The sequence below is a fragment of the Saccharopolyspora hirsuta genome (genome assembly GCF_008630535.1).
Taxonomy (GTDB): domain Bacteria; phylum Actinomycetota; class Actinomycetes; order Mycobacteriales; family Pseudonocardiaceae; genus Saccharopolyspora; species Saccharopolyspora hirsuta.
In genome coordinates this window covers 278,686-294,200 of sequence record NZ_VWPH01000002.1, presented here as the reverse complement: position 1 = coordinate 294,200, position 15,515 = coordinate 278,686, and the positions used below count along the sequence as shown (strand labels likewise).

At 71.6% G+C, this 15,515-nt stretch carries 14 protein-coding genes; 8 read left to right on the top strand and 6 right to left on the bottom strand.

Annotation, left to right across the window (positions count from 1 at the left end; genetic code table 11):
- Window positions 1-78: 78 nt before the first annotated feature.
- A complete protein-coding gene (locus tag F1721_RS04425) occupies window positions 79-1,083 on the top strand; it encodes a LacI family DNA-binding transcriptional regulator (protein ID WP_150065238.1) in 1,005 nt (334 codons plus the stop codon).
- Between the two features lie 52 nt (window positions 1,084-1,135).
- On the opposite strand, the gene F1721_RS04420 is transcribed toward F1721_RS04425, so the two are convergent.
- The 4 genes from F1721_RS04420 to F1721_RS04405 form a co-directional block, all read right to left on the bottom strand.
- Window positions 1,136-3,478, bottom strand: coding sequence for a glycoside hydrolase family 172 protein (locus F1721_RS04420; RefSeq protein WP_150065237.1), 2,343 nt, complete (start codon window positions 3,476-3,478; stop codon window positions 1,136-1,138).
- Between the two features lie 404 nt (window positions 3,479-3,882).
- Window positions 3,883-4,887, bottom strand: a complete 1,005-nt coding sequence (locus tag F1721_RS04415) for a substrate-binding domain-containing protein (RefSeq protein WP_150065236.1) — start codon at window positions 4,885-4,887, stop codon at window positions 3,883-3,885.
- A gap of 23 nt (window positions 4,888-4,910) precedes the next feature.
- Entirely contained in the window at window positions 4,911-5,942 is a 1,032-nt protein-coding gene (locus F1721_RS04410; RefSeq protein ID WP_150065235.1) for an ABC transporter permease, read from the bottom strand.
- Entirely contained in the window at window positions 5,939-7,519 is a 1,581-nt protein-coding gene (locus F1721_RS04405; protein WP_150065234.1) for a sugar ABC transporter ATP-binding protein, read from the bottom strand. The genes F1721_RS04410 and F1721_RS04405 overlap by 4 nt, the downstream gene beginning before the upstream one ends.
- 240 nt (window positions 7,520-7,759) lie before the next feature.
- Between F1721_RS04405 and F1721_RS04400 the strand changes: the two genes are divergently transcribed.
- A complete protein-coding gene (locus tag F1721_RS04400) occupies window positions 7,760-8,641 on the top strand; it encodes a DUF6542 domain-containing protein (RefSeq protein ID WP_150065233.1) in 882 nt (293 codons plus the stop codon).
- Window positions 8,642-8,689: 48 nt separating this feature from the next.
- Here the strand turns inward: F1721_RS04400 and F1721_RS04395 are convergent, their stop codons facing one another.
- Window positions 8,690-9,709 carry a 4-hydroxy-3-methylbut-2-enyl diphosphate reductase gene (locus F1721_RS04395; protein ID WP_150065232.1) on the bottom strand — a complete coding sequence of 340 codons (1,020 nt, stop codon included), beginning with the start codon at window positions 9,707-9,709 and terminating at the stop codon, window positions 8,690-8,692.
- A gap of 145 nt (window positions 9,710-9,854) precedes the next feature.
- Between F1721_RS04395 and F1721_RS04390 the strand changes: the two genes are divergently transcribed.
- From F1721_RS04390 to F1721_RS04375, 4 genes are all read left to right on the top strand, one after another.
- On the top strand, window positions 9,855-10,301 hold the full coding sequence (locus F1721_RS04390) for a lipid droplet-associated protein (RefSeq protein WP_150065231.1): 447 nt from the start codon (window positions 9,855-9,857) through the stop codon (window positions 10,299-10,301).
- A 100-nt stretch (window positions 10,302-10,401) separates the two neighbouring features.
- Entirely contained in the window at window positions 10,402-11,628 is a 1,227-nt protein-coding gene (xseA, locus tag F1721_RS04385; protein ID WP_150065230.1) for an exodeoxyribonuclease VII large subunit, read from the top strand.
- 14 nt (window positions 11,629-11,642) lie between these two features.
- Window positions 11,643-12,050, top strand: coding sequence for a hypothetical protein (locus tag F1721_RS04380; RefSeq protein ID WP_150065229.1), 408 nt, complete (start codon window positions 11,643-11,645; stop codon window positions 12,048-12,050).
- Entirely contained in the window at window positions 12,047-12,301 is a 255-nt protein-coding gene (locus tag F1721_RS04375; RefSeq protein ID WP_150065228.1) for an exodeoxyribonuclease VII small subunit, read from the top strand. Before F1721_RS04380 ends, F1721_RS04375 begins: the two co-directional genes overlap by 4 nt.
- A 415-nt stretch (window positions 12,302-12,716) precedes the next feature.
- On the opposite strand, the gene F1721_RS04370 is transcribed toward F1721_RS04375, so the two are convergent.
- Window positions 12,717-13,292, bottom strand: coding sequence for a DUF4245 domain-containing protein (locus F1721_RS04370; RefSeq protein ID WP_387511677.1), 576 nt, complete (start codon window positions 13,290-13,292; stop codon window positions 12,717-12,719).
- A gap of 188 nt (window positions 13,293-13,480) precedes the next feature.
- Here F1721_RS04370 and glpX point away from each other — a divergent pair, with 188 nt between their 5' ends.
- Window positions 13,481-14,518, top strand: a complete 1,038-nt coding sequence (glpX, locus tag F1721_RS04365) for a class II fructose-bisphosphatase (protein ID WP_150065226.1) — start codon at window positions 13,481-13,483, stop codon at window positions 14,516-14,518.
- 199 nt (window positions 14,519-14,717) lie between these two features.
- Window positions 14,718-15,464: a S1 family peptidase gene (locus F1721_RS04360; RefSeq protein ID WP_150065225.1), complete on the top strand. Its 747-nt coding sequence runs from the start codon at window positions 14,718-14,720 to the stop codon at window positions 15,462-15,464.
- The last annotated feature ends 51 nt before the right edge of the window (window positions 15,465-15,515 follow it).

The following is a 15,515-nucleotide window of genomic DNA, read 5'->3' as shown; positions in this document are numbered from 1 at the left end:
GGACGCTATTCTGGCAGGACGAGGGCTGTCAAGGCGGGCGGCCCGCCATCACTCGGGAAGAGGTCACGAGGAGGAACCGTGGCGACGATCAGTGACGTGGCGACCCGCGCCGGGGTGTCCACCGCGACCGTTTCCCGCGCGCTCAACGGCAAGAGCACGGTCGACCCCGAGCTGGCCGCCCGGGTGTTCGCCGCGGCCGCCGAACTCGGCTACCGGCCCAACGGCCCGGCCCGCAACCTGCGCAAGCAGGAGACCGCGGTGCTGGCCCTGATCATCGCGGACGTGGAGAACCCGTTCTTCACCGCGATCGCCCGCGGTGTCGAGGACGTGGCGCACGCGGCGGGCTACTCGGTGGTGCTGTGCAACTCCGACGACGAACCGGCGAAGGAGCGCGAGTACATCGACGTCGCGCTGCAGGAGCGGGTCGCCGGGGTGCTGCTGTCGCCCACCGGGCACAGCGAGAGCGTCGAGCTGCTCAACCGGTCCACCACGCCGGTCGTGGCGGTGGACCGCCCGCTGCCGGACACGCCGAGCGACACCGTGCTGGTGGACAGCAGGCTCGCGGCCGCGGAAGCCGTCCAGCACCTCGTCGACCAGGGGTACCGCCGGATCGGCTGCCTCACCGGCCCGAGCGGGGTGCGCACCGCCGACGACCGACTCGCGGGCTACCGCGACGGTGTCCGGGCGGCCGGGCTGCCGTCGAGCGACGTGCTGGTGCGGCGCTCGGAGTTCAAGGCGGCCGGGGCGAAGCGGGCCGCGCACTCGCTGCTGATCCGGCCGGACCGGCCGGACGCGGTGCTGGTGGCGAACAACATGATGGCGGTCGGCGTGCTGGAGACCTGCGCCGAGCTCGGCCTGCGGCCCGGCCGCGACGTCGGCGTGGTGGCCTTCGACGACGCACCGTGGGCGACGCTGCTCGACCCGCCGCTGACCGTCGTCGCGCAGCCCGCGTACGACGTCGGGGCGGTGGCGGCCCAGCTCCTGCTCGGCCGGATCGGCGGCGAGCGCACCGAGGCGACCACGACGACCCTCTCCGCCCACCTGGTGGCCCGCGCCAGCAGCAGCCGCGAACCGCAGAGCTGAAACGGGCCGTCCACCCCTTCCGAGGTGAACGGCCCGTTGGCGATCAGTCCCGTCAGCCGGTCGTCCGGTGCCCGTTGAGGGCGTCCTCCACCGCCTGTTGGACGTCGACCTGGCCGGTTCCGTCGTCCTGGCCCGTGGTGTGCGGGGCCGTGGTCTCCGGGGTCACCGGGCGGGTCGGGGTCACCGAGGAGGTCGGCGGAGCCGTCGGGGGTGCCGACGGGGTCGGGACCGGGCTCGGCGGCCGCGTCGGCAGCGGCGGGAGGACGGGCGCTCGGCCCGACGCGTTCCCGCCGTACCAGTAGGCCGTGGAACCGTAGTCGCCCGGCTCGTCGTTGACCGGTCCGTGCTCGATGCCCGCCACGAAGCCGGTGCGGAACGGCACCGCGTCGTTGAGCAGCAGGCGGTAGGCACCCGTGCAGTCGTACCGGCAGCCGTCGCCGTTGATCTCGTGCGACGGGTTGCCCGCCAGCGGCATCGAGTAGGTGGTGCCGAACCGGAAGTACCAGCCGGACTCGTAGAAGTCCTCGGTGCCGGTCCCGTGCCAGGCCGGTTCGCGGGAGCCGTCGACGTAGAACCGCTCGTCGCCCTCCAGGTAGTTGCGCTGGTTCACCGCCTGCGCCCGGGAGCGCGTGTCGGAGTGGGGCTGGTTGGAGCGCGTCTGGGCACCGGGCGGGATCAGCCCGCGCATGCTGTGCGAGACCCCGTAGAAGGTGCCCGCGCCGTTGGCGGTCAGGAAGTTCCAGTCCTCGCCGGGCACCGTGTTGCCCCGGTGGTGGGTGGCGTGGAAGTAGCCGGTGCCGGGGGCCAGCTCGGTCGGCGCGCTGGTCACCTCGGCGGTCGCGCCGGTCACCGGCACCCCGCCGGTGTTGACCAGCTCCACCTTGGCGCTCTTGCCGAACGGCATCGGCCACCAGGCCGTGTACCAGCCGTCCAGGCCCGGGTCCACCGAGCTCATCATGGTGCGCACGTCGTACTCGCCGAGCCCGGTGCCGAAGAACTCGCCGATCGGCGCGTCCACGGTGGTCCTGCCGTCGAAGGTGATGCGCAGCCGGGTCTTGTCCAGCACCTCGTCGGCGGCGGCGACGTCCTCCGGCCGCGTCGGGTAGCGGCCGACCAGCTTCTCGCGGGCGAAGACCGGGTTGTCGATGCGGTAGCCGTGCGCGGCCTCCTCGCCGGGGTGGCCCGGGCCGAGGTCGAGCACGTCGGTGCGCACCCACTCGCCGTCGACCAGGCTGTGCACGTCGTAGCGGAACTCGTTGAAGTCCAGCGAGGAGGAGATGAACCGGTTCTCCACGTCCACCGACGACCGGCCCGCGGTCACCTCGGCGGGCACGTCGATGATCTGCACGCCCCACGAGCCCGGCGCGGCCGCGCCGCTGCGCCACTCGCCGACCTGCCGCCCGTTGACGTGCAGGCTGCCGACCTGGTCGGCGATCTGCGGGTCGTACCGGCGGATCACCCGGATGCCCTGGTTGTTCGGGGCCACCCGCATCGCGAACCGGCTGGAGCCGCCCGCGCCGAACGCGCGCCCGTCGTCGACGACCTGCGGGGCGGCCACCACCTGCGGCAGCTTCACCCGCAGCTGGTTGATCTGGGCCGGGCCGGACAGGTCGGCGACGGTGGTGGCCCGACCGGGCGCCAGGTCGAAGGAGCGGCGCACCGGGGCGCCTTCGGGGCCGCCCTTCGGGTCGGCCACGCCGAACGTGCGCAGCTGTTCTAGGACGTCCTCAGCCGGTTCGTTCGGGTTGAAGGTCCGCACCCCCTCCGCGTCGGGGAAGGCGCGGTAGGACAGGTGGTAGAAGTACGGGTTGTGCTGCACCGTGACCCGCATCGACTCGCGGTACGGCATCGGCACCTTGATCACCACGCCGCCCGCGGTGTCGTTGGCGTCGCCGACCAGCGGCCAGGAGAACGGGGCGCCGAGCTTGCCGCTGACCACGTCGATGAGCGGGGCGTCCAGCACCGTCCGGCCGTCCAGCTCGATCACGATGTTGCCGGTCGCGGTGACGTCGCCCAGCGGCTCGCGGGTGCTCCAGATCGAGGTGATCTCGCCCGGGCCCTCGTGCTCGCCGATCACGCAGCCGCGCTCGGTGGTGCGCAGGCAGGAGTAGGTGCCCTCGAAGCCGTCGTTGTTGCCGCCGGTGCGGTCGTAGCTGGAGAACTGCAGGGACTGCTCGTTGCCGCGGGGCTGCGACATCGCGTCGAGGTTGCGGTAGGTGTCCCAGCCGACCGGGCCCTTCGTCGGCGCCGGAGCCTGCCCCTGCGCCTGACCGGCGCTGCCGCCGACGTCGGCGACCACCGCGGCCGCTGCGAGCGCCGCGACTCCCAGGTACGCGCCGAGTCGGCGGGCACGGCGTCCCCCGCTCGACCGCGACGTTGCTGAGCGGACTCTCATCGTGCTCGCCCTCCCCACGCATCACTGTCCGCAGTGGACTGTGGTGCAGCTGTTCCGATGATGGTGCGCGGCCACTGGATCGAGTTCTCCGTTCGGCTCCGCAGCGGAAGATCACTCGCGCAATGCGCGAAATCGTAGGAAAGAGATCTTCGCCGGGCCATCCAATTCGAGCGGTGTCGAGGAATCCGGAACTCGAATTCACTCGATATGATGGTCACCGGTAACGATCTCGCCGACAACCACCATCCAGGTGTATTGCCCGATTCCAGCGGAAAGGCCGAACCACCAAGGAAAAATCGTTCGGCACGGCAAGAATCCACATCGGACGGCGTGCGCCGCAGCAGTTCCCCCGAGCACGGGGGCGCGGAATCCGGTCGCCGCACCGGTGCGGCGACCGGACCGGGTCAGCTCTGGTTCAGCCGGGCGTAGACCTCGGCCGCGTTCTCCTTCGTGATCAGCTCGGTCTGCAGGGTCTGCGTCTTCGGCACCGGCTGGCAGTCGATGAGCAGCTTCTTGGCCGCCTCGACGGCTTCCGCACCGCCGGTCGGGTACAGGTTGGTGGCCTGCAGGCGCCCCTCCTCGACGGCCTTGATGCCGCCCGAGGGGATCGGCAGCCCGTCGATGCCGACGAACTTCAGGTCGTTGCGCCCGGCCGCCTGGGCGGCCAGGTACGCGCCCTCGGCCATCGGGTCGTTCTGCGCGTACACCGCCTGGATGTCGGGGTGCGCCTTCAGCAGCGCGTCCATCTTCTGCTGCCCGACCGAGCGCTCCCACTCGCCGTCGGCGGTGGCCACGATCTCGATGTTCGAGCCCTGGATGCCCTGCCGGAAGCCCTCCTCGCGCTCGGCGGCCGGGGTCGAACCGGACAACCCCTTGATCTGCACGATCTTGCCGCCCTGCGGCAGCAGGGTGTTCTTGAAGTACTCACCGGCCTGGCGCCCGATCTGCACGTTGTCCGCGCCGATGTAGGTCGTGTAGCCCTCGCCCTCGATCTTGCGGTCCAGCACGACGACCGGGATCCCCTTGTTGTAGGCCTTCGTCACCACGTCGGTCAGCGGTGCCGCCTCGTTCGGCGAGATCATCAGCAGGTCGACCTGCTTGGTGACGAAGTTCTCCACGTCGCTGATCTGCTTGGAGTTGTCCTTGGCCGCGTCGGAGAACTGCACGTCGAACTGCGGCACCTTGGACGCGGCGGTGCGGATGTCGTCGTCCATCCGCACCCGGTACGGCTCGGCGAGGTTGGCCTGGCTCATCCCGATGGTGTACTTGCCGTCCGGGCCCTTGCAGTTCTTGGTCGGGTTCTGCTGCTGGACCTGCCCGGTGTTCTCGCTGGTGGTCCCGCAACCGGCGGCGGTGAGCGCGACCGCGGCGCAGGCGACTGCGACCAGTGACCTCGTTGTCTTGCGCATCGTGCTTCCTCCCGGGTGTTGGTTCACGACGTGGGGCGCAGCCGCTGCAGCGCCGCCGCCGCGACGATCACCAGACCTTTGATGAGCAGCTGCAGATCGGTGTTGACGCTGTTCAGGCTCAGGATGTTGTTCAGGATGCCGAGCAGCAGCGCGCCGGCGATGGTGCCGATCACCGACCCGCGGCCGCCGGCGAGGCTGGTGCCGCCGACCACCACCGCGGCGATCCCGTCCAGCTCGTAGGCGATGCCGTCGTTCGGGCTGCCCGCGTTGAGCTGCCCGGCGTGCACGATCCCGGCCAGCGCCGCGCAGAACCCGGCGATGGCGAACGCGATGATCTTGACCCGGTTCACCGGCACGCCGGAGAGCCGGGCGGCCTTCTCGTTGCCGCCGATGGCGTACAGGTGCCGCGAGTAGGCGCTGGTCCGCAGGAACAGGATCGCGGCCACCGCCACCACGGCGAAGATCAGCACCGGGATCGGCACCACACCGCCGAACGTGCGCTCGCCCAGCAGCGAGAACAGCACCGGTGCCTGCCCCGGCCCGTCGCCGTAGGAGATCTGCACGGTCTCGCCGCCGGACCACATGCGCGCCAACCCGCGCGCGATCTGCAACCCGGCCAGCGTGACGATGAAGGCCTGCACCCCCAGCAGCGCCACCGCGGCGCCCTGCAGCAGGCCGAAGACGATGCCCGCCACCAGCACCAGCGCGACGGTCGCCCACACGCCGAGGCCGTTCTCGACCATCAGCACGGCCGAGCCCACCGCGGCCAGCCCGAGCACCGAGCCCACCGACAGGTCGATGCCGCCGATCAGGATCACGAAGGTCAGGCCCACCGCGATGATCCCGATCTCGGACACCGCGCGCACGATGTTGAACAGGTTGTCGCTGCTCAGGAACAGGATCTGCCCGTCGCCGCCGCGCGGCGAGAAGATCACCGCCGCGAGGAACACGGCGACGAGGCCGAAGAAGCTCTGGAACCGGAACAGCGTCTCCACCGTGTTGGACCGCTTCTCCGGCGCGGCCGCCGAAGGCCGCTCTGCCGTCTGGTTGCTCACCTGCCGCCTCCCCCGGTGCCCTGCCCGGTGCCGACCACCGGACCGTCGCCCGACCGCTCGCCCATCGCGGCGGCCAGCAGCTCCGCCTCCCCGACCTCCGCGGTGTCGAACTCGGCGACGCTGCGCCCACCGCGCAGCACCACCACCCGGTCGCACACCCCGACCAGCTCCGGCAGCTCCGAGGACGCCAGCAGCACCCCGATGCCGCGCTCGGCGATCTCGCCGAGCAGCTGGTAGATCTCCGACTTCGCGCCGATGTCCACGCCGCGGGTGGGATCGTCAAGCAGCAGCAGGCGCGGTTCGGTCAGCAGCATCCGGCCGAACACGACCTTCTGCTGGTTGCCACCCGACAGGGTGCCCACCGGGTCCAGGATCCGACCGAGCTTGACCTTGAGCTGCTGCACGCTGCCCTCGGTGGTGGACACCTCCTTGCGGCGGCGGACCAGGCCCAGCGGTCCCAGCCGGTCCAGCACCGACAGCACCGTGTTGGCCAGCACGGAGTGCTCCAGGACCAGCCCGGAGGTCCTGCGGTCCTCCGGCACGAAGGCGATGCCCTCGCGCAGCGCACGGCGCGGACCCCTCGGCCGCACCGGGCGCCCGTCGAGGGACACCTCCCCCTCCCACGTGCCGGAGGACCCGGCACCGAACAGCGATTCCAGCAGTTCGGTGCGTCCTGAGCCGAGCAGCCCGCAGAGCCCGACGATCTCCCCGCGCCGCACGGTCAGATCGATCCCCGCGGGCTCCCGGCGGCCCACCCGAGGCCGCCGCGGGTGCACGGCGAATCCCGATACCTTCAGCAGCTCCGCGCCGACCTCGCGGCGCTCGGCCCGGAACATCGTCTGCACCGAGCGGCCCACCATCGCCTCGGCGGCCTGCTCGGCGGTCAGCTTCCGGGCGTCGAACTCGGCGACCTTGCGGCCGTTGCGCAGCACGGTGGCCCGGTCGGCCACCCGGCCGATCTCGTCCATCCGGTGCGAGATGTAGACGATGCCGGTGCCGTTGCGGCGCAGCTCGGCGATCACCGCGAACAACCGCTCCACCTCGGTGGTGGACAGCGCCGAGGTCGGCTCGTCCATGATCAGCACCTTCGCGTCCAGCAGCAGCGCGCGGGCGATGGTGACCAGCTGCTGCTCGCCGACGCGCAGCTCGCCGACCGGGCGCTGCGGGTCCAGCTCGATGCCGGTGCGGCGCAGCAGCTCCCGGGTGCGGTCGGCCATCTTCCGGCGGTCCACCGCGCCGAACCTGTTGCGCGGCTCCCGGCCCAGGTGCAGGTTCTCCGCGACGCTGAGCGCCGGGACCAGGTCGAGCTCCTGGTGGATCATCGCGACCCCGGCGTGCTGGGCGTCCGCGGGCTTGCCGAACTGCACCCGCCGCCCCTCGATCGAGATCGATCCAGCGTGGTCGACCACATCGCCGGACAGCACCTTCATCAGCGTGCTCTTCCCCGCCCCGTTCTCCCCCAGCAGCGCGTGCACCTCCCCGGCGCGGACCGACAGGTCCACGTCGTCGCACGCCAGCACGCCCCCGTAGCGCTTGGTGATGCCGGTCATCTCGACCAGCGGTGGCGCCGTGCTCATAGGCCCCCCGTCGCGCCGTTCGCGAAACATGAGAAAACGATTGCTCGGACGCTAAAATGCTCGCGCTGATTGTGTCAAGGTTCACACACCCGGCCAACCGAAGATGCCGATCACCCATCGCGCGAACGTCGCATTCCGGGCACCGGGTGCCGGAATCACCCGGAACCGGGCGAGGGGTAACCCGCAAGTTCCGGAAGAGGGCTCTCGGGCCGGGGTACTGGACCGTTACCGTTGTGACTCGTGACCGCGATCCGCGACAACCAGAGCGCCTCATCCCCCGGCAACGGCGTGCCGCCCTGGTCGGCGCGCTCCGCCCTCCGTTCGGCAGGAGTGCCGCTTTGGGTTGCCGTGCTGCTGGCCGCAGTACCGACCGCGATCGGAACCGTGCTGGACATCCTGATCTGGAACCAGCCCGGCATCCTGTTCAAGGCGTGCTTCTTCGTCGGGAGCGTGCTGGGCGTTCTGCTGGTCAAGCGGCGGAGCGTGTTCGGCCCGATGGTGCAGCCGCCGCTGGTCCTGGTCATCGTCATGCCGCTGCTGGTGCTGATCACCGGGGCCGGGGCCGCCGCCGGAGCGGGCATCACCGGCAAGGCGCTCTCCATCGCGCGCCCGCTGATCAGCAGCTTCCCGATCATGGCCGGGGCCACGATCGTCGCCCTGGGTATCGGACTCGTACGCATGTTCGTTACCGAGAAGGCCGACCAGCGCCCCGAGGTCGCGGACAGCGACGCGGCCACCAAGAAGCGCCGCCGCCCCACCCCGCCCCGCAAACCGGAGGACGGCGAGCGCAAGCGCCGCCCGGAGGAGCGCAAACCCCGGGGCGAGGGCGGTCGGCCGAGCCGCGGCGAGCGCGAGCGGCCGGAGCGCGCCGAGCGCGGACGCGCGCAGGCGCCGGGACGCCCCCGCCGGGAGGAGCCGCCGCGACGCGGCGAGCCGCCCCGGCGAGGCGAAGCCGCGCCGGGCAGGCCGCGCGGAGCGGAAGGCCGACCGGAGCGCGCAGTGCCGCCGCGGCGGGGCGCAGCCCCGCGGCAGGCGCCGGGACGGCCGCGGGCGGCGGAGCCGCCGCAGGGCGAGCCGCCCAGGCGAGCCCGGAGGCCGCGACGCGACGAGCGGTTCGGGTAGGGCAGCAAAAAGGGGCACCCCGTCGGGTGCCCCTTTTCAGTGCTCGGGTCAGCGGACGCTGCGGGGCTTGTCCGGGTTGTCGTCCAGGTCCTTGCGGAGCTCCCGCGGCAGGGCGAAGGTGACCTTCTCGTTGGCCGTGGTGACCTCGTCCACCTGGTTCCAGCCGCGCTCCGCCAGGTGGTCCAGGACCTGCATGACCAGCACGTCCGGCACCGAGGCACCGCTGGTCACGCCGACCGTGGTGACCCCGTCCAGCCAGGCCTCGTCGATCTGGGAGGCGAAGTCCACCAGGTGCGCGTCCGACGCGCCCGCCTGCAGGGCCACCTCGACCAGGCGCTTGGAGTTCGAGGAGTTCTGCGAGCCCACCACGATCACCAGGTCGCACTCCGGGGCCATCGCCTTCACCGCGTGCTGGCGGTTGGAGGTGGCGTAGCAGATGTCGTCGCTCGGCGGCGCCTGCAGGTCCGGGAACCGCTCCTTGAGCTGGTCCACCCGCTCCATCGTCTCGTCCACGCTGAGCGTGGTCTGCGACAGCCACACGACCTTGCTCGGGTCGCGCACCTCGACCTTGTCGACGTCCTCGGGCTTGTCGACCAGCTGCACGCGGTCCGGCGCCTCACCGGCGGTGCCCTCGACCTCCTCGTGGCCCTCGTGGCCGATCAGCAGGATGTCGTAGTCCTCGCGGGCGAACCGGTGGACCTCCTTGTGCACCTTGGTGACCAGCGGGCAGGTCGCGTCGATGGTGCGCAGGTTGCGCCGGGCGGCCTCCTCGTGGACCGCCGGGGACACGCCGTGCGCCGAGAACACCACGAGCGCGCCCTCGGGCACCTCGTCGGTCTCGTCCACGAAGATCACGCCGCGCTCGGACAGCGTCTCCACCACGTGCCGGTTGTGCACGATCTCCTTGCGCACGTAGATCGGCGCGCCGTAGGTCTCGAGGGCTTTCTCGACGGTGACCACCGCGCGGTCGACACCTGCGCAGTACCCACGCGGCTTGGCCAGCAGGACTCGCTTGGTCCGCCCGGCGTCCTGGTCAACGAGGTCAGTGGCCTCGGGCGAGGTCGTCATGCCCCCAAGGGTACGGACCTGGTCCGCCGCGCTCAGCCTCGCGCCCGGTCCGCCGACGCGGATCACGTTCCCGGACCCGCGGGTCTGATCACAGTAGTGCGGTGAGGTGATGGCTTCCCGGGGTGAAGTGCGGCAGGCTGGGCGCATGTCATCGTTCCCGCTGCCGGTCCGGGTAGCCGCCGGGTTGGCGGCCACCGCCGTCGAACAGGCCCGCCGACTGCCGACCACGCTGCTCGGGCTGCCCGTCACCGTGGCCAGCCAGGCCCTGCAGGCGTCGATGCGGGTCCAGCAGCAGATCACCGAGCTGGCGATCAAGGGCGACGAGGCGCTCGCCGTGCTGCGCACCCCTGAAGAGCAGCCCGCCTGGGCGACCTTCGACGAGGACGAACCGGAGGAGCCGGAGGCCCCTGCCGAGGAGCGCTCGGTGGTCGCCGAGTACGAGGAGCTCACGCTGCCCCAGCTGCGCGGCAGGCTCCGCTCGTTCACCGAGGACGACCTGGCCGAGCTGCTCGCCCACGAGCAGCGCCACGGCCAGCGCCCGGAGTTCCTCCGCATGCTCCAGAACCGCCTCGACCGCCTCCGCGACCAGTGACGCCCACCTCCGGCGCTGGCGCGGCGAACCCGGCCCGCCCGCCGCGAGATCCGCAGTTTCAACTGAAACTGCACCACCTGACGACATCCGAGGAGTCCAGCTGACCTCTCCGACGAGCCCCGAGGAGCCGTGGCCGGTACGCACCGTCGCGTGCAAGATCGCCGAGTGGATCAACCGCCTCGGCTCGATCTGGGTCGAGGGCCAGATCACCCAGATCTCGCTGCGCCCGGGCGCCGCCACCGCGTTCCTGCAGCTGCGCGACCCGTCCGCCGACGTGTCGCTGACGCTGACCTGCTCGGCCGCCATGATCCGCAAGATGGACCCGCCGCTGACCGACGGCAGCCGGGTCGTGGTGCACGGCAAGCCGACGTTCTTCGTCGGCCGCGGCACGCTGAGCCTGCGGGTCGACGAGATCCGCGCGGTCGGCATCGGTGAGCTGCTCGCCCGCATCGAGCGGCTGCGCCAGCTGCTCAAGGCCGAGGGCCTGTTCGACCCGGCCCGCAAGCGGCCGCTGCCGTTCCTGCCGAACCGGGTCGGGCTGATCACCGGTCGCGCCTCCGCCGCCGAGCACGACGTGCTGACCAACGCCCAGCTGCGCTGGCCCGCCGTGCAGTTCGAGATCCGCAACGTCGCCGTGCAGGGCTCGACCGCGGTGCCGCAGATCCTGGAGGCGCTGCAGGAGCTCGACAAGATGCCCGAGGTCGACGTGATCGTGCTGGCCCGCGGCGGCGGCAGCGTCGAGGACCTGCTGCCGTTCTCCGACGAGGCGCTGTGCCGCGCGGTGTCGGCGTGTCGGACGCCGGTGGTCAGCGCCATCGGGCACGAACCGGACTCACCGCTGGTCGACCACGTGGCGGACGTGCGCTGCTCGACGCCGACCGGGGCGGGCAAGCGGGTGGTCCCGGACGTGGCCGAGGAGACCCAGCGCATCCACCAGCTGCGCGACCGCGCCCGCCGCGCCCTGCACGGGTGGGTCGACCGCGAGCGGCGGCTGCTCGACGCGCTCCGCAGCCGACCGGTGCTGGCCGACCCGCTCGGGCCGCTGGCGCAGCGGGCCGAGCAGGTCGGCGTGCTGCGCGACCGGGCCCGCCGGGCGATGACGACCGCGCTCACCACCGAGCAGCACGCGCTGACCGCGACCCGATCTCGCTTGACGACCCTGGGCCCGGCGGCCACGCTGGCTCGTGGATACGCGATCGTGCAGCGCATCGAGGACGGTGCGGACGGAGTGCTCCGATCGGTCGACGACGCCCCGCCGGGAACTCGACTGCGAGTGCGGGTCGTTGACGGTGCGATCCAGGCGGTCGTGCCGGATCGAGCAGGCTGAACAGGACGGAGACCGTGCACCCCGAGCAGGACCCCTCGTTCCTCCCGCTGACCGTCGGCGTCGCCCGGTCGGCGGCGACCGGTTCCCGGCGGGCCGGTGAGGTGCAGCGCTGCGCCGAGGCGGCGGACGCCACCGCGGCCGGGTGCTGGGCCGCGCTGCTGGGCGGCTGCCAGTCCGCCGAGCGCCGGGACCTGCCGTCCCGGCTGCGCGCGCTGGTCGAGGCCACCTCCGGTTACGTGGGGACCGGGTGGTGGGCGGTGTCCGCGCACCGACGTAGGGTCGCGGAAGCGCAGTTGCGCATCAACGACGCGGTGCGCGAAGGCGACGGCGCCGAGTTCGCCGAGGCGTTCGTCGGCTACGACCAGGCGATCGCCACTGCGGTGGTGTCCGTGCAGAACGACGTGGAGAGCCCTACCCCGTGACCGCGAACGAGCAGCAGGACGAGCACTTCGACCCGGTGGCCGAGCACCCGGAGGTCGCCGAGCTCGGCTACGAGCAGGCCCGCGACCAGCTGGCCGAGGTGGTCAAGCAGCTGGAGGCGGGCGGTCTGTCCCTGGAGGACTCCCTGGCGCTGTGGGAGCGGGGCGAAGCGCTGGCGGCGGTGTGCGAGCGCCACCTCGCGGGCGCCCGCGAGCGCGTCGAGCGCGCCCTCGCCTCCGTCGAGCAGGAGTGACCCCGGCAATTTCGATCTTGGAACCGCCGCGCGCGGATCTGCAGCTTCACCTGAAACTGCGGTCCCGCGGCGTGTCGGGCGCCTGACACGCCCGGGCGCGGGGGAACTTCCGCGATTTCAATGGAAATCAGAGGTCTGATTTCCATTGAACTTGTTCATCCTGCCAGTGGACCGCAGCTGCGAAGGGCGACCGGCACCGGTCCGCAGGTGTCGCATGCGCCGCTAGGCGCATAGCCCACCCTCGCAACTCGCACCGCCGCGGGTTCTCAGCGTTCGCCTGGCGAGGACGGCCCTGACGCCGTGTATCGCGGGTCATACACAAGTCAGGGACCCCGCAGTCCAGGCGGGCGCTGAGGTTCCGCCACCGGCACCGCCACGCAGAACGAGGCTGGAAAACCTCATTGAAATCGTGACGTCAGGGACGTGCCGGGGCCTTCAGGGCGGCTTCGGCGAGGGTGCGGAACTCGGGTTCGGTCGCGTTGCCCGCGATCAGGACGCGGACGCCGTTGCGGTCCGTCGCCCAGGCCTCCTCGCCTTCCACGCTCCGGTAGCGGACCCACTGCTGACCGCCCGCCTCGACGGTGCCGAGCGCCTGCGGCGGCTGGCGGGTGTCCGCGGTGACCAGCTCCTCCTCGGTCGCAGTCGACTGGGAGAAGCGCAGGTAGTGGCCGTCGCCGGTCAGCCAGCCGACGCGCACGACCTCCGCGTGCGAGCGCAGCGTCAGCACGTTCACCGAGTTGGCCCGCCAGTTCGCGGGCAGCTGCGGGTCGGCGAGCGGGAAGTCCACCCGCCTGGACGCCCGGTCCAGCTCGGCGGGCACGTCCACGGTCGGCACCTGCACCTGCGGACCGCCGGGGTTGAACGAGCACTGCCCCAGCAGACCTGCCATCCCGAAGGCGATCAGGACCAGCGGGAGGATCGCGAACACCATCGCCGAGACGGTCCGGGGCGGGCGGGACGGCGCCGGTTGCTGGTTGCTGGGTTCGGCCACGCCCCCCATGCTCTCACCAGCGGCGTCCCGGCCGACCGGGCAGGCGCGACCGGAGTGGGCTGGCCCACGCGAGGCCTCCGACCAGGCCGCCGATCTGCGAAGATCGGAGCCAACGAGCCTGAGCGCGGGTCGGGTCCCGCCGAACTCGGGCAGTCGAACCCGAAGAATGCTCACCACCGGGAGGCGCGATGAGCTCCAGCACCGAACGACACCGCGAAGCACCGGACCGCAACCTCGCCATGGAACTCGTCCGCGTGACCGAGGCCGCCGCGATGGCCGCCGGTCGCTGGGTCGGCCGCGGCGACAAGAACGCCGGTGACGGCGCGGCGGTGGACGCGATGCGCAAGCTCATCGGCACCGTGTCGATGCGGGGCGTCGTGGTCATCGGCGAGGGCGAGAAGGACGAAGCCCCGATGCTCTACAACGGCGAGGAGGTCGGCAACGGCGAAGGCCCCGAGTGCGACGTGGCCGTCGACCCGATCGACGGGACGACGCTGCTGAGCAAGGGCATGCCGAACGCGCTGGCGGTGCTCGCGGTCTCCGAGCGGGGCACCATGTTCGACCCGTCCGCGGTGTTCTACATGGAGAAGATGGCCGTCGGGCCGGAGGCCGCCGGGGCGGTCGACCTGGAGGCGCCGATCGCGGAGAACGTCCGCCGGGTCGCCAAGGCCAAGCAGATCGACGTCTCCGACGTGACGGTGTGCATCCTGGACCGCCCGCGCCACGAGCAGATCGTCAAGGAGGTCCGCGAGGCGGGCGCGCGCATCCAGTTCATCTCCGACGGCGACGTGGCGGGCGCGATCGCGGCGGCGCGGCCGGGCAGCGGTGTGGACATGCTGCTGGGCATCGGCGGGACCCCGGAGGGGATCATCGCCGCGTGCGCGCTGAAGTGCCTCGACGGCGAGATCCAGACCCGGCTCTGGCCGCGCGACGACGCCGAGCGCGCGAAGCTGCGCGAGGCCGGGCACGACGTGAACCAGGTGCTGACCACCTCGGACCTGGTGCGCGGCGACAACATGTTCTTCTGCGCCACCGGCATCACCGACGGGGCGCTGCTCAAGGGCGTGCACTACCGCGCGAACCGGTGCACCACGCAGTCGATCGTGATGCGCTCGAAGTCCGGCACGGTGCGCATCATCGAGGGCCAGCACCGGATGGCGAAGCTGCGCGAGTACGCCGACGTGGACTACGGCGACGACTCGGCGCGCCACGGGCTGCTGCCCTGACGGTTCCGGGAAACTGGGAAATATCCCCGGCATCCAGAAGTGGGACCGGAAATCGAGCGGTGACCTGCTGTTTCGCAGCGGGTCACCGCTTCGTCATCGTCGGCCTACTCCCTTAGTGGGTACGTCGTCAGAGCGAATCCTCTTACTGTCTGTGCCCATCCGGCCAGCGGTGCCGGGAACCCGGGAGGATTCGACGGAAATGCGCAAGCGTTCGGTTCTCATCGCGGCCATCGCAGCCGTCGGCGCGCTCGGCGCTCTGGGCATGCCCGCGGCCGCCCAGCCCGACGACGTCACCCCGTACATCGTCGGCGGCCACGACGCCACCGAGGAGTACTCGTTCATGGTGTCGCTGCAGCAGCAGGGCCGGCACGGCTGCGGCGGTTCGCTGATCAAGCCCGACTGGGTGGTGACCGCGGCGCACTGCGTGCAGGGCGGCGGCCAGTTCTCCGTGCGGGTCGGCAGCAACGACCACACCAGCGGTGGCGAGGAGGCCAACGTCACGAACGTGCAGACGCACCCCTCCGGCGACATCGCGGTGCTGCAGCTGGACCGCCAGCTGCAGGCGACCCCGATCAAGATCGCCGCCGACTCCGGCCCCGCGGGCACCGCGACGCGGATCATCGGCTGGGGTCAGACCTGCGCCCAGCCCGGCTGCGGCCCGGCCCCGCAGTACCTACAGGAGCTGGACACCCAGATCGTCGACGACTCGGGCTGCACGGGCATCGACGGCCAGGGCGAGATCTGCACGGACAACCCGAACGGCAACTCCGGTGCCTGCTACGGCGACTCGGGCGGCCCGCAGATCAAGGGCACCCCGGGCAACTGGGAGCTGATCGGCGCGACGAGCCGCTCCGGCAACGGTGACTCGACCTGCGCCACCGGGCCGTCGATCTACACCGACGTGGTCGCCTACGCGGACTGGATCAACCAGAACACCGGCGGCTGATCGCCCCTCGCACCGAGAACGCGCAACCGGGCCCCACACCGGTTGCGCGTT

Coding starts and splice junctions, on each gene's coding strand:
- F1721_RS04415 (WP_150065236.1), bottom strand. CDS start 4,887: ATGCGCAAGACAACGAGGTCACTGGTCGCAGTCGCCTGCGCCGCGGTC.
- glpX (WP_150065226.1), top strand. CDS start 13,481: ATGAGCTCCAGCACCGAACGACACCGCGAAGCACCGGACCGCAACCTC.
- F1721_RS04420 (WP_150065237.1), bottom strand. CDS start 3,478: ATGAGAGTCCGCTCAGCAACGTCGCGGTCGAGCGGGGGACGCCGTGCC.
- F1721_RS04360 (WP_150065225.1), top strand. CDS start 14,718: ATGCGCAAGCGTTCGGTTCTCATCGCGGCCATCGCAGCCGTCGGCGCG.
- F1721_RS04390 (WP_150065231.1), top strand. CDS start 9,855: ATGTCATCGTTCCCGCTGCCGGTCCGGGTAGCCGCCGGGTTGGCGGCC.
- F1721_RS04395 (WP_150065232.1), bottom strand. CDS start 9,709: ATGACGACCTCGCCCGAGGCCACTGACCTCGTTGACCAGGACGCCGGG.
- F1721_RS04405 (WP_150065234.1), bottom strand. CDS start 7,519: ATGAGCACGGCGCCACCGCTGGTCGAGATGACCGGCATCACCAAGCGC.